At 66.8% G+C, this 13,889-nt stretch carries 12 protein-coding genes; 10 read left to right on the forward strand and 2 right to left on the reverse strand.

The features are described 5' to 3' along the window. The 6 genes from mtrA (at position 1) to secA (ending at position 7,979) form a co-directional block, all read left to right on the forward strand. The gene (gene mtrA, locus Q4F73_RS02865; protein ID WP_303357840.1) at positions 1-681 is read left to right on the forward strand and encodes an MtrAB system response regulator MtrA; all 681 of its coding nucleotides are present in this window, start codon (positions 1-3) and stop codon (positions 679-681) included. A 66-nt stretch (positions 682-747) separates the two neighbouring features. Further along, complete coding sequence (mtrB, locus tag Q4F73_RS02870) at positions 748-2,253, forward strand: MtrAB system histidine kinase MtrB (RefSeq protein WP_303357852.1); 1,506 nt, start codon at positions 748-750, stop codon at positions 2,251-2,253. Continuing rightward, a complete protein-coding gene (lpqB, locus tag Q4F73_RS02875) occupies positions 2,250-3,962 on the forward strand; it encodes an MtrAB system accessory lipoprotein LpqB (protein WP_303357841.1) in 1,713 nt (570 codons plus the stop codon). The genes mtrB and lpqB overlap by 4 nt, the downstream gene beginning before the upstream one ends. 76 nt (positions 3,963-4,038) lie before the next feature. Beyond that, complete coding sequence (locus Q4F73_RS02880) at positions 4,039-4,572, forward strand: ComF family protein (RefSeq protein WP_368660509.1); 534 nt, start codon at positions 4,039-4,041, stop codon at positions 4,570-4,572. 87 nt (positions 4,573-4,659) lie between these two features. After that, positions 4,660-5,325: a ribosome-associated translation inhibitor RaiA gene (gene raiA / locus Q4F73_RS02885; protein WP_303357843.1), complete on the forward strand. Its 666-nt coding sequence runs from the start codon at positions 4,660-4,662 to the stop codon at positions 5,323-5,325. Between the two features lie 122 nt (positions 5,326-5,447). Further along, positions 5,448-7,979: a preprotein translocase subunit SecA gene (gene secA, locus Q4F73_RS02890; protein ID WP_303357844.1), complete on the forward strand. Its 2,532-nt coding sequence runs from the start codon at positions 5,448-5,450 to the stop codon at positions 7,977-7,979. Between the two features lie 67 nt (positions 7,980-8,046). On the opposite strand, the gene Q4F73_RS02895 is transcribed toward secA, so the two are convergent. Both Q4F73_RS02895 and Q4F73_RS02900 read right to left on the reverse strand, forming a co-directional pair. Further along, entirely contained in the window at positions 8,047-9,522 is a 1,476-nt protein-coding gene (locus Q4F73_RS02895) for an NAD-dependent succinate-semialdehyde dehydrogenase (protein ID WP_303357845.1), read from the reverse strand. A gap of 173 nt (positions 9,523-9,695) precedes the next feature. Beyond that, complete coding sequence (locus tag Q4F73_RS02900; RefSeq protein ID WP_303357846.1) at positions 9,696-10,070, reverse strand: hypothetical protein; 375 nt, start codon at positions 10,068-10,070, stop codon at positions 9,696-9,698. Between the two features lie 91 nt (positions 10,071-10,161). On the opposite strand from Q4F73_RS02900, the gene Q4F73_RS02905 reads away from it, so the two are divergent. The 4 genes from Q4F73_RS02905 to Q4F73_RS02920 all read left to right on the forward strand — a co-directional run bounded on the left by Q4F73_RS02905 (position 10,162) and on the right by Q4F73_RS02920 (position 13,538). Next, the gene (locus Q4F73_RS02905) at positions 10,162-10,572 is read left to right on the forward strand and encodes an HAD-IA family hydrolase (protein WP_303357853.1); all 411 of its coding nucleotides are present in this window, start codon (positions 10,162-10,164) and stop codon (positions 10,570-10,572) included. A gap of 1 nt (position 10,573) precedes the next feature. Further along, positions 10,574-11,080 carry a hypothetical protein gene (locus tag Q4F73_RS02910; RefSeq protein ID WP_303357847.1) on the forward strand — a complete coding sequence of 169 codons (507 nt, stop codon included), beginning with the start codon at positions 10,574-10,576 and terminating at the stop codon, positions 11,078-11,080. A gap of 81 nt (positions 11,081-11,161) precedes the next feature. Continuing rightward, positions 11,162-12,205 (forward strand): ferredoxin reductase, encoded by a 1,044-nt coding sequence (locus Q4F73_RS02915; RefSeq protein WP_303357848.1) that lies wholly within the window; start codon positions 11,162-11,164, stop codon positions 12,203-12,205. Positions 12,206-12,218: 13 nt separating this feature from the next. Continuing rightward, on the forward strand, positions 12,219-13,538 hold the full coding sequence (locus Q4F73_RS02920; protein WP_303357849.1) for an acyl-CoA desaturase: 1,320 nt from the start codon (positions 12,219-12,221) through the stop codon (positions 13,536-13,538). Positions 13,539-13,889 lie beyond the last annotated feature (351 nt).

The raw sequence follows: 13,889 nt of genomic DNA on the forward strand, positions 1-13,889 counted from the left end.
ATGGCACCCAAGATTCTCGTTGTCGACGATGATCCGTCGATCTCCGACATGCTCACCCTGGTCCTGGAGACGGAAGGATTCGATCCGGTCCCGGTCATGGACGGCAACGAGGCTGTGGCGGCATTCCGCGAGCATCAGCCGGACCTCATTCTCCTGGACCTCATGCTCCCCGGCATGAACGGCGTGGACATCTGCCGTGCCATCCGCCAGGAGTCGAGCGTGCCGATCGTCATGCTCACCGCCAAGACCGACACCGTCGACGTGGTCCTCGGACTGGAGACGGGTGCCGACGACTACATCACCAAGCCCTTCAAGCCGAAGGAACTCATCGCGCGTATCCGCGCCCGCCTGCGCCGGACCGATTCCGAGCCCACCGAGAACCTCGAGGTCGGCGATCTGACCATCGACGTTCCCGAGCACACCGTCAAGCGTGGCGACGAGGAGATCTCGCTCACCCCACTGGAGTTCGACCTGCTGCTGGAGATGGCCCGCAAGCCCCGCCAGGTGCACACGCGCGAGGAGCTGCTGGAGAACGTCTGGGGCTACCGTCACGCCTCGGACACCCGCCTGGTCAACGTCCACGTGCAGCGACTGCGCGCCAAGATCGAGAAGGATCCGGAGAACCCGCAGATCGTGCTCACCGTGCGCGGTGTGGGTTACAAGACGGGTCTGGCCGAATAGGGGAGGCACCCCATACTGTCGACGATCGCCGCCTACTTCAACCGGGCCTATGACCGTGTGAGCGAGATGTGGCGGACCTCGCTCCAGGTCCGCGTCATCGGCTCGATCTTCGTCGCGTCCGCGGTCGTCATGTTCATCCTCGGGATGGCGCTCATCTCGGTGGTCACCTCACGCCTGGTGGACTCCAAGTTCGACATCGCCAACTCCGAGATCGACCGCGCCCGGGTGGCCGTGGAGCAGCAGATCGACGCCACCTCCGCGACGTCGACGCTGCAGGTCAGGCTCAACTCCGCCCGCGCCTCCCTCACCCAGCAGACGGACCAGACCGGCGCGTCTGCCGTGTATGAGCCGGTCCTGGTGGTCACCCAGCAGGACGGGTCGACGCTCACCTCCCCGGAGGGATACCGGATCCCGGAGAAACTCCGCCGCTTCGTCTCCGAGGATCAGGTGTCCTTCCAGTTCGCCACCGTCGACCGGACGGATGGCTCGGCCTACAACGCGCTGGTCATCGGAACACCCACCGACGCTGATGTGCCGGACCTGCAGGTCTACCTCGTCATGTCGATGGAATCGGATGAATCGACCCTGGCTCTGCTGCGCGGCCTGCTCTCCGCCGCCGGAGTGGTGGTGGTCGTCCTCCTGGTGGGCATCGCCTGGCTGGCGACCCAGCAGGTCACCGCACCGGTCCGCTCCGCCTCCCGCATCGCCCAGCGCCTGGCCGCGGGCCACCTGCGGGAGCGCATGATCGTCGACGGTGAGGACGAGATGGCCCGTCTGGCACTGTCCTTCAACGACATGGCGGAGAAACTGTCGAAGCAGATCCACCAGCTCGAGGAGTACGGCAATCTGCAGCGCCAGTTCACCTCGGATGTCTCCCATGAGCTGCGCACCCCGCTGACCACGGTGCGCATGGCGGCGGACATGATCGCCTCGGACCCGGACAGCCTCGAGCCGCACACCCGGCGGGCATCCGAGCTGATGATCCGCGAGCTGGACCGTTTCGAGGAACTGCTGGCGGATCTGCTGGAGATCTCGCGTCACGACGCCGGCGTCGCCGACCTCTCCGAGGCGCGTATCGACGTCCGCTCGTGCATCACCTCCGCCTGGGAACAGACCCGGCACCTGGCGCAGAAGCTGGAGGTCGACGTGCAGTTCGACACCCCGGATGAGCCGGTGATGATCACCGGGGATTCCCGCCGGATCGAGCGCGTCCTGCGCAACCTCATCGCCAACGCCATCGACCACTCCGAAGGCAACCCCGTCGTGGTGGCCCTGGCCGCCAACGACGACGCCATCGCCATCACCGTCACCGACCACGGAGTGGGGCTTAAACCCGGGCAGGAGGAGCTGGTGTTCAACCGCTTCTGGCGCGCCGACGCCTCCCGTCGCCGTCACTCCGGCGGCACCGGCCTGGGCCTGGCCATCGCCCGCGAGGACGTGGTCCTGCACGGCGGGCTCCTGGACGCCACCGGCACCGCGGGGGTGGGATCGCAGTTCCGCATGGTGCTGCCCCGTGAACCGCGGCAACCGGTGGCCACCAGCCCCCTCGAACTGGAGGCTCCGACGTCATGACACATCTGCCCCGACACTCCCGCCTGCGCACCCTGGCCGCGGTGACCGCCTCCCTGGCCCTCCTGGTCGGCTGTACGACCCTGCCGAACAACACCGAACCCCAGGCCGTGAGATCCTTCGAGCCGCAGATCGAGGAGGACTCCAACCTCGGCCCGCAGCCCGGGCGGGAGCCTGATCTGCTGCTGCGTGACTTCTACACCGCCAACGCCCATCCGACCCAGGATTATCAGGTGGCCCGCTCCTACCTGGCCAAGGACACCGCCCAGCAGTGGAACCCGCATGATTCCGTCCTGGTGGTCAACCGCATCGATCTGGTCACTGCGGCCGGCGCCACCAGCGAGGAACGCACCTTTAATGTCCGGGGCGCGGTCGTCGGCCGCATCGCCCCCGGTGGGGCCTATGAACCGGAGCACGGGGTCTATGAGGCCACCGTCGAGATGGTGCGGGCGAACGGGGAGTGGCGCATTGAGTCGCTGCCCTCGGGTGTGGTGCTCGAGCGCACGGAGCTGCGCAACCAGTTCCAGCCGCAGCGGCTGTTCTTCCTGGACCCCACCGGTCAGGTGCTCGTCTCCGATCGCCGCTGGATCTACTCCGGACACCAGTCCCTGGACACCGCCCTGGTGACACTGTTCATGGAGGGGCCCTCGCCCTCGCTGGAGCCCGGCGTCCGGGAGGTGCTGCCCCCGGAGGCGACCTTCGCGGGTGTCTTCGACGGGGCGTACCACTTCACCGGTTTCGCGGATGTCGACGCCGATGCCCGGCTGCTGTTCGCCGCCCAGCTGGTGTGGACACTGGCGGTGGCGAACGTGCCGGAACCCTATTCCGTCGTGGTGGACGGGGAGCCCCTCGAGCCCGGGTATGAGACCCTGAGCACCGATGACGTCGCCGAGTTCAACCCGCGGGTCAACCAGACCGCTCCGGTGCCGTTGTACGCGCTTACCGACGGGGTGGTCAGCCGTGTCGCCTCCAACCAGGTCACCGCAGTCGAAGGGGAGCTGGGGCAGATCGGCGGGATCGAGTCCGTCGACATCTCCGCGGAAGCCAACGCGGCGGTGGTTCGGCGGGAGGGTGACGAGTCGGTGCTGCTCACCGGAGTTCTCGACGGTGACCTCACGGAGGTCCTGCGGGCCGAGACGATCTCCCGTCCCACGTTCGAGGTGGACTCGAAGAACCAATGGGTGGTCGTCGACGGCGAGCGGCTGGTGCGGGTGGTGCAGTCGGGCCCCTCGGGCGAAGTCAGTGATTCCGAGGTCGTCATCGATTCGGATGCCGAAGGAGAGATCTCGGTCATCCGCCTCTCCGGCTCCGGCGCCCGAATCGCGATGATCATCGAAGGCCGTGTCCATGTGGGTGTCGTGGAGCGCCCGGGGCCGGCGGAGCGACGGGTGGTCAACGTCCGGGAGCTGGCCCCGCAGCTGGGTGGGACCGCCCTGTCGTTGGACTGGCAGCCGGACGGGTCACTCCTGGTGGGCACCTCCACGCCGGAGACCCCGGTGTGGCGGGTCGAGCAGGACGGGTCCGCGGCGACCTCGCTGCCCTCGGGCAACATCACCGCCCCCGTGGTGGCGGTGGCGGCCACCCCGTCGATGCTCTACCTCACCGACGCGCAGGCCACCCTCCAGTTGCCCACCACCGGCGGGGACAGCGTCTTCTGGCGTGAGGTCTCCGGTCTGCAGGGCCAGCGTGCGGCGCCGGTGGCCGCCAACTGACATGGATCTCCTCCTGCCGCGGCGGTGCGCCGGGTGCGGCGCTGCGGGCGCGCACCTGTGTGCCCGGTGCCGACAGGTGTTGGCTACCCCGCCGCAGCGCATCCACACCCGCATCGATCCGCATGTCCCGGTGTGGTCGTTCGGACCCTATGCCGACACCCACCGCCGCGTGGTGCTCGCTATGAAGGAGCAGCAGAACATGGCCGTCCGCGCGCATCTGGGTGCCGTGCTCGCGGCGGGTATCCGGCATCTGGTTGCCCGGGGAGAGCTGGAGGGGTTCCCGGCCCCCGTTCTCGTGCCGGCGCCGACCCGCGCCCGGAACGCGCGACTACGCGGCGGTGACCCGGTCACCGCCGTGTGTCGCGCCAGCGGGTGGACGGTGAGCAGCGCACTGCGTCACCGGGACTCAGTCGCGGACCAGGTGGGACTCGGCGTCGATAAGCGCCGCGACAACCTCGCCGGAGCAGTGGAATTGCGCCGTGTTCCGGGCGCTCCGGTGCTGCTTATCGACGATGTCGCCACCACCGGGGCAACGCTCGCTGCCAGCTCAGAGGTGCTTTTCGCGGCCGGCTGCACCGTGAGTGGGGCGATTGTGATCTGTCACGCATGAAACTGCGGGGGTGATGGCCACCCGGTTATGACCAGATGTACGATGGGGGTTACTGAAGTTGTCCCACCACTAGTAGGGAGGAAGCAGATGACATCACCTGCTGAGAACACCGATGTCCTGAGCCCCGAGGCACAGGTCACTATCACGGGCCGCAACGTTGAGGTGCCGGAGCACTTTGCCGAGCGCGTCAACTCCAAGCTCGCCAAGATCGAGCGGCTCGACCCGACCCTGACCTTCTTCCACGTGGAACTCCAGCACGAGCCGAACCCGCGTCGTGAGTCGGAGTCCGACCGTATCCAGATCACCGCCACCGGCAAGGGCCACCTGGCACGCGCCGAGGCGAAGGAGGACAGCTTCTACGCCGCACTCGAGACCGCTCTGGCCAAGATGGAGCGTTCCCTGCGCAAGGTCAAGGCACGTCGCTCCATCTCGCGTTCCGGCCACCGCGCCCCCACCTCGACCGGCGTCGCCGCCGCCGAGATGGTCGCGGAGGCCCAGAAGGCCCGCGAGGAGAACCAGTACGACGTCGATCCCTATGCCGAGTCCGTGCAGGATGTCGTCCCGGGTCAGGTGGTCCGCACCAAGGAGCACACCGCCACCCCGATGAGCGTCGATGACGCCCTGTCGGAGATGGAGCTCGTCGGACATGACTTCTACCTGTTCATCAACGAGGAGAACAGCCGTCCGTCCGTGGTGTACCGCCGCCACGCGTTCGACTACGGTCTGATCTCCCTCGCTGACGAGGAGAAGTAGTTCTCGCTGTCACACCCGTACCGATGCCGCCGCTCCCCTCCCGGGGGCGGCGGCATCGTCGTCGTTGCGTACAATGACCCGGAAGAACCTCATGATCATCTCACCCCTAAGGACGACTGCACGTGTTCGGACTGTCCAAGCTGCTTCGCGCCGGTGAAGGGCGCACCGTCAAGCGTCTCAACAAGATGGCTGAGCAGGTGCTCGCCCTCGACGATGAGTACACCGCGCTCAGCGATGAGGAGCTGAAGGCAAAGACCGAGGAGTTCCGGGCTCGCCTGGCCGACGGTGAGACCCTCGACGACATCTTCCTCGAGGCCTTCGCCACCGCCCGGGAGGCCGCCTGGCGGGTGCTCGGCCAGAAGCCCTACCACGTCCAGGTCATGGGTGGCGCGGCCCTGCACTTCGGCAACGTCGCCGAGATGAAGACCGGTGAGGGCAAGACCCTGACCTCGGTGCTGCCCGCCTACCTCAATGCTCTGTCGGGCAAGGGCGTCCACATCGTCACCGTCAACGACTACCTGGCCAAGCGTGACGCGGAGATGATGGGCCGTGTCCACCGCTACCTCGGCCTGGAGGTCGGCGTCATTCTCTCCGAGATGCAGCCGGAGCAGCGGCGCAAGGCCTACGCCGCGGACATCACCTACGGCACGAACAACGAGCTGGGCTTCGACTACCTGCGCGACAACATGGCGCGCTCCCTGGCGGATCTCGTGCAGCGTGGTCACCACTACGCCATCGTCGATGAGGTGGACTCGATTCTTATCGACGAAGCACGTACCCCCCTCATCATCTCCGGGCCGGTGGACGGCTCCTCGCAGTTCTACAACGTCTTCGCCCAGCTCGCCCCGCGCATGAAGGAGGGCATCCACTACGAGGTGGACCACCGCAAGCGCACCATCGGTGTGCTCGAGGACGGCGTCGGCTACGTCGAGGACCAGCTGGGTATCGACAACCTCTACGCGCCGGAGCATTCGACCCTGGTCAGCTACCTCAACAACGCCATCAAGGCCAAGGAGCTGTTCACCCGCGACAAGGACTACATCGTCCGCAACGGCGAGGTCATGATCGTCGACGCCTTCACCGGCCGCGTGCTCGGCGGCCGCCGTTACAACGAGGGCATGCACCAGGCCATCGAGGCCAAGGAGCAGGTGGAGATCAAGAACGAAAACCAGACCCTGGCCACGGTCACCCTGCAGAACTACTTCCGCCTCTACGACAAGCTGGCCGGCATGACCGGTACCGCCGAGACCGAGGCCGCCGAGCTGCACCAGATCTACAAGCTCGACGTCGTCCCGATCCCCACCAACCGCCCGAACGTGCGCGAGGACCTCACCGACCGCGTCTACAAGACGCAGGAGGCCAAGTTCGCCGCCGTCGCCGACGACATCGCCGAGCGCGTGGCCAACGGCCAGCCCATCCTCGTGGGCACCACCTCCGTCGAGCGTTCCGAATACCTCTCCGAGCTGCTGCAGCGCCGCGGCATCGCGCACAAGGTGCTCAACGCGAAGTACCACGAGCAGGAGGGCCAGATCGTCGCCCAGGCCGGTCTGCCGGGTGCCGTCACCGTGTCCACCAACATGGCCGGCCGTGGTACCGACATCGTCCTCGGCGGCAACCCCGAGGTCATCCTCGACATCAAGCTGCGCGAGCGCGGACTCGATCCCTTCGAGGACGAGGAGGCGTACCAGGCCGCGTGGGACGAGGAGCTGCCGCGCGCCCGCGAGCGGGCCAAGCAGCTCGGTGACAAGGTCCGCGAGTCCGGTGGACTCTATGTCCTGGGCACCGAGCGCCATGAGTCCCGCCGCATCGACAACCAGCTGCGTGGCCGCTCCGCCCGCCAGGGTGACCCCGGAGCGACCCGCTTCTACCTGTCCATGCGTGATGAGCTCATGGTCCGCTTCGTCGGCCAGACCATGGAGAACATGATGAACCGCCTCAACGTCCCCGATGACGTTCCGATCGAGGCGAAAATGGTCACCAACTCCATCAAGGGCGCGCAGGCCCAGGTGGAGAACCAAAACTTCGAGATGCGCAAGAACGTCCTCAAGTACGACGAGGTGCTCAACGAGCAGCGCAAGGTCATCTACGCCGAGCGCCGCTCGATCCTCGAGGCCCGGGACATCCAGCAGTACATCCGCAACATGATCGACGAGACCGTTACCGCCTACGTCAACGGCGCCACCGCCGTCGGCTACGTGGAGGACTGGGACCTGGATCAGCTGTGGAACGCCCTCGAGTCCCTCTACGGCCCGACGTTCACCTGGCAGTCGTTGCTCGAGCGACACGGGGGCGAGGTCTCCGCGGAGCAGCTCCGGGACGCCCTCGTCGCCGACGCCAACGCCCAGTACGACGAACTGGAGACCAACGTCATGGCCATCGGAGGCGAGGCCCAGATGCGCAACATCGAGCGCATGGTCATCCTCCCGGTCATCGACACCAAGTGGCGCGAGCACCTCTACGAGATGGACTACCTCAAGGAGGGCATCGGCCTGCGCGCCATGGCGCAGCGCGACCCGCTGGTGGAGTACCAGAAGGAGGGCGGCGACATGTTCGACGGCATGAAGGAGGGCATCAAGGAGGACACGGTGCGCAACCTGTTCATGCTGCGCAAGCAGTTCGCTCCGCAGGAGGCCCCGGAGACCACCGAGGTCTAATCCCGGCTGCTGCCTACGGCGACGGGCCCCACGGGTGCTGATGCACCTGCGGGGCCCGTCGTCGCGGTTACACGGAAGCGTAAGGATCCCGCATGCCGATGTACTGCAGAGTGGTGTACTCGGCCAGGCCCTCCGCGCCGCCCTCGCGGCCCATGCCCGACTGCTTGACTCCGCCGAAGGGAGCTGCGGCGTTGGAGATGACGCCGACGTTGGCACCCATGAGGCCGAACTCGAGGCCGTCGGCGAGGCGCCAGAGACGGTCGATCGACTCGGTGTACACGTAGGATGCCAACCCGTACTCGGTGTTGTTGGCGATCTCGAGCGCCTCCTGCTCATCACGGAAGGTGATGATGGGGGCCACCGGTCCGAAGATCTCCTCCTGCGCGACGCGGGCGGAGGCGGGGACGTCGACAAGCACCGTCGGGGAGTAGAAGTAACCCGGTCCCTCGCCGCGCTCGCCTCCGGTGAGGATGCGGGCACCCTGGGCGACGGCGTCGTCGACAAGCTCGGTGATGGAGTCGCGGGCGTTGTCGTCGATGAGCGGACCGCAGGTCACGCCCTCATCCAGCCCGTTGCCCAGGGTGAGTTCGCTGATGCGCGCGGCGAAACGCGCGGCGAACTCCTCGGCGACCGACTCGTGGACCAGGAAGCGGTTGGCGGCGGTGCAGGCCTCGCCGATGTTGCGCATCTTCGCCCCCATGGCACCCTCGACGGCGGCCTCCAGATCAGCGTCCTCGAACACGAGGAACGGCGCGTTGCCGCCCAGCTCCATGGAGGTCCGCAGGACGTTGTCGGCGGCGGCCTTGAGAAGCTGCTTGCCGACGGGGGTCGAGCCCGTGAAGGAGATCTTCCGCAGGCGGGGATCGGCCATGAGCGGAGACGAAATGGCAGAGGCCGAAGAGCCGGAGACCACATTGAGAACCCCGGCGGGCAGGCCCGCGTCGATCATCGTCTGCGCGAAATACTGCGAGGTCAGGGGCGTGAGCTTGGCCGGCTTGAGCACCATGGTGCAGCCTGCGGCGATCGCCGGGGCGATCTTGCGGGTGGCCATGGCCAGCGGGAAGTTCCACGGGGTGATGAGCAGGCAGGGGCCGACCGGCTTGCGTCGCGTGAGCATCTGCAGCGTGCCCTCCGGGGCGGGGAACGTGCGACCGTAGTCGCGCACCGTCTCCTCGGAGAACCAGCGCAGGTACTCGGCACCGTAGGTGACCTCGCCGCGGGCCTCGGCGAGCGGCTTACCCATCTCCAGCGTCATGAGGGTGGCGAACTCCTCCGCCCGCGCGTGCACCAGCTCGAAGGAGCGACGGAGCAGTTCCGCGCGTTCCCGGGGTGCCGTGGCGGCCCACTCGTGCTGCACTTCGCATGCGGCGTCGAGCGCCGCACGGGCGTCCTCAGACCCGGCCGACGCCAGGGTGAGCAGAACCTCACCGGTCGCCGGATTCTCGACGTCGAAGGTGGCCCCGTCGGCGGCCTCGCGCCAGGTCCCGCCGATGAGCAGGCCGGTGGGGACCTGGGAGAGGAGTGCGTCGGTGTTGATGGTCATGGAAGGCTCCTAGGGTGGGTCAGTCGAAGAGGATGATCTGGCGTAGCGCCACGCCGTCGGCGAGGAGTCTTCCTTCACGCTACAGCTGCGCGCAGCGGGGAATGCCCACGCTGGGGACAGTCGAACGCAGGTAGCTGCCGTGGCCGCGGCACAGAAAGTGGCCGGAGGGTTCGTTAAAGCACGCGGAAGCTGAGCAGCCGTCCCTCCTGGGCGCGCCCGGTGAAGGCGTAGGCACGCCCGCCGGAGACGGCGGTGCCGAAGACCTCGCCGCCGGAGCGCAGATGCAGTGTGTCTATCCGCACGGTGCCCCGCAACCCCTGCCGCTGGCGCGCGGCGACGTGCAGGCGCACCGGGCCGGCGAAGCGGTCCGGTGCCAGATGGAGGACCGGGCGAATCCCGAAGCAGGCCTCGAGGGCGATTCGGGTGAGTGCCTCCACCCGCCGCTGGGAGCCGGTTTCCGGGGGCGGTGGGGGAGGGGTGGCGTCGATAAGCAGGGGTCGGGGGGTGAGCACCTTGAGGTGCGTGAGACCGGGGACAGGGGACAACATGGCTGCTCCAGTGAGTCACCGGGGACAGACGCAGGGTGGGCTGGGTATCATTGTGGCACGTAGACAGCGATATGACATGAGGGAGCAGCGAGTGCGTGGACTGATCGTGGACTTTGTCGGGGTTCTGGATGGGCCGGAGGAGGATCAGCGCCGCTGGCGTGAGTTGTTCGCCGCCGCCAAAGCCAACGGCGTGTCCACCGCCATCCTGTCCAACGATCCGGGGGGCCCGGGGGCAGAGGGGATTCGCGAGTGGGAGTACAAGGGCATCGTCGACGCGGTCGTCCTGTCCGGGGAGATCGGCGCGGAGAAGCCGCAGGCGGAGGCCTTTGCCGCTGCCGCCGCCGCCCTCGACCTGCCGATGAACGACTGTGTCCACGTCGATGACTCCATCCTCAACGTCCGCGGCGCCGTCGAGGCCGGCCTGGTGGGTGTGCTCTACCAGGTGTTCGATCGTGCGGTTATCGAGATCTGCTCCATCTTCGACATCGAGGGCGAGTTCTAGCGTGCGCGTCTACCTGCCGGCGACCTTCGGCATGCTCACCGCCCTCAACGAGACGGGGGTGATGGCGGCGCGTTCCGGGTGGGGGTTCGCCGCGACGCCCGCGCTCCTGGAGTTCTACACCTCCGGGGACGAGGATGAGATCGGATACGCCGCATTCCTCGACGCCGCGGAGGCCTCCCTGCGGTTGCTGGCCATCGGGGACGAGGACACCTTCCCGCACCGCCGGGTGGTGGTCTCCGTGGATGTCGCCGACGAGGTGGTCACCCTGAGCCCGGAGAACGGGGAATCCGTCGTGTCGCTGAGCCCGGCGCAGATCCGGGTGGAGGACATCGCCGCGATCCACATCGACATCCAGGAATCGGAGGAGGCGACGAAGGCCGCGGTCGAGCTTATCGACGCCGCCGATCTGGGCGACGAGGACGCGGAGCTGACCGTCGGTGATGCCCAGGACAATTTCATGGCCTTCTACGACCCCACTGAACTGCCTTTCCTCGTAGAATTGCTCTGAAGTTGTTGTGTCCGTTCATGGACATTTAGGTTACGTTGGCGTAGGCTACGCGGACGTAACCAACACTTTAAGGAGAGGCCGATGACCGAATCGCCCGATGGACTCGCTCGTTTCCGCGGCATTCTGCGCCGATTCACCACGCCACTGCTGCCCGACGACTACACCGTCCTGGCCAACCCGCTGTGGTCGAAGCGGGAGCTGCGCGGCAAGATCGAGAGCGTCGAGCGCTTCCCGGACGACACCATCCACCTGGTCATCCGTCCCGGCTGGGGCGTGCCCGTCACCTTCGAGGCCGGCCAGTACATCGGCATCGGTCTGCGCGTCGACGGCCGCTACACCTGGCGCTCCTACTCCCTGACCAACACCCCGGACACCCGCGACGGCCTGTTCTCCATCACCATCCGCGCGGTGGAGAAGGGCAAGTTGTCCACCCACCTCATCGGTACCGCACGCCCCGGCATCAACGTCCGCCTGGCGGCCCCGGCCGGTGACTTCCACCTGACGTATCCGCTGCCGGAGAAGCTGCTGTTCGTCACCGCCGGTTCCGGTGTCACCCCGGTCATCGCCATGCTGCGCAGCATGGAGGACCACCGCGAAGAGACCGACATCAAGGTCGTCCACTCGGTGCGCAACCGCTCCGATCTCATTTTCGAGGATGTCCTGCAGTCCTACGACTCCCACATCCAGGTCACCTCGGAGGACGGGCGCGTGTCCCCGGAGGTCCTCGAGGAACTCGTCCCGGACTTCCGCGAGCGTGTCGTCTACGCCTGCGGCCCGGCCACCATGCTCGACGAGCTCGAGTCCTGGGCCTCCGACCATGACCTGGAGATCCGCGTCGAGCGCTTCACCCTCGACCGCGCCTCCGACGCCAAGGGTGGCACCATCACCTTCGCGAAGCGGGGCATCGAGACCACCGTCGACGGGGCGACCACCATCCTCGAGGCCGGCGAAGCCGCCGGCGTGCAGATGCCCTTCGGCTGCCGCATGGGCATCTGCCAGACCTGCGTCCGCGAGCTTGTCGACGGCCACGTCCACGACCTGCGCACCGGCGACACCAAGGAGCCCGGCTCCCGCATCCGTACCTGTGTCGGCGTGGCCGCCGGCGACGTCGTCATCGACGCCTAAAGGAGACTTCACAATGGCTATCGACAACATCAAGGCATACTCCCACCTCACCGACGAGGACATCCGCGAGATCGGCCGTCGCCTCGACGCCATCAAGGAGGAGTTCGAGGCGGACCTCGGCGAGAAGGACGTCCGCTACATCAAGGGGCTCATCCGCACCCAGCGCTACATCGAGATCGCCGGCCGCGGTGTCCTCATCTTCTCCGGCTACCGCCCGGCCTGGTTGGCCGGTGTCGCCCTGCTGTCTTTGTCCAAGATCCTCGAGAACCTCGAGATCGGCCACAACGTCATGCACGGCCAGTGGGACTGGATGAACGACCCGGAGATCCACTCCACCACCTGGGAGTGGGACAACGTGTGCCCTTCCTCCCAGTGGATGCACACCCACAACTTCACGCACCACAAGTACACCAACATCCTCGGCATGGACACCGATGTCGGATACGGCGTCCTCCGCGTGACCCGTGACCGCAAGTGGACCCCGCTGCACGCCTTCCAGCCGGTGATCAACATGACCCTGGCCTCGCTGTTCCAGTGGGCCGTCGGCTTCTACGACGTCGAACTGGGCAGGGTCGCCGCCGGCCGCGCCACCTGGAAGGAGACCGCCCCGAAGTTCTGGGAGACCATGCGCAAGGCCGGTACCCAGGGCCTGCGTGACTATGTGCTCTTCCCGGCCCTGTCCGGCCCGAACTTCCTCCACACCGTCACGGCCAACGCCACCGCCAACTTCGCGCGCTCCGTGTGGGCCTACGCCGTCATCTTCTGCGGCCACTTCCCGGATGAGGCCGAGACCTTCACCAAGGAGCAGTGGAAGAACGAGACCCACGACGAGTGGTACCTGCGTCAGATGCTGGGATCCGCCAACTTCAAGGGCGGCAAGATCCTCACCATCCTGTCGGGCAACCTCAACAACCAGATCGAGCACCACCTCTACCCGGACATGCCGTCGAGCCGTCTGCCGGAGATCTCCCAGCGAGTCCAGGCACTCTGCGAGGAGTTCGATCTGCCCTACAACATCGACTCCTTCCCGGCCCAGCTGCTCAAGGTGCAGAAGACCCTGCTCAAGCTGACCCTGCCGAACAAGTTCCTGGCCGCCGACCGCGACAACGCCCCTGAGGTGCGTTCCAACGCGGCCTTCACCAAGTATCCCGAGGTCTCGGAGAAGCTGCACGTCGGAGCCGATGAGCACGGCCGCCGCGCCGGCCTGCGCACCGGCCTGCCGCTGCTCGCCGAGCTGCGCCCGACCGTCAAGGAGGCCGTGCTCAACTTCTCCGGCCGCACCCCGGAGTGGCGTCGGAAGGTCGCTGCCGCCGAGGCCCAGAAGGCTGTGTAGGCCCCCCGCTTATCGACGCCCCGTCACCCGATTGGTGGCGGGGTTCGTCTATCCCTGGGCCCCCTGCAGACAATTACATCCAGACTTTTCGCGAACAGGGATTCTGCAGGAATCTGAACAGCGTTCAGGTATGGGTCTGCAGCCTACAGCTCCCAGCTCGTAGAGAAGATAAGCGGGGTGGCGATGTTCGACATTGTCATTGCGCTCCTCGGCCCAATAGGGGCTTTCCCGGATCCGGGCGAGCTTGTTCGGGGTTAACTAGAGCGTTTGAAGTGAGAGATTGGTGGACCAGCTAGGGCTCCAGCGCCAGTGCATCGTCGTCGTCTCTTCCGGACTCGAAGGCGGATCGCG

Origin of the sequence: Corynebacterium sp. (assembly GCF_030535495.1) — a bacterium.
Classification (GTDB): Bacteria; Actinomycetota; Actinomycetes; order Mycobacteriales; family Mycobacteriaceae; genus Corynebacterium.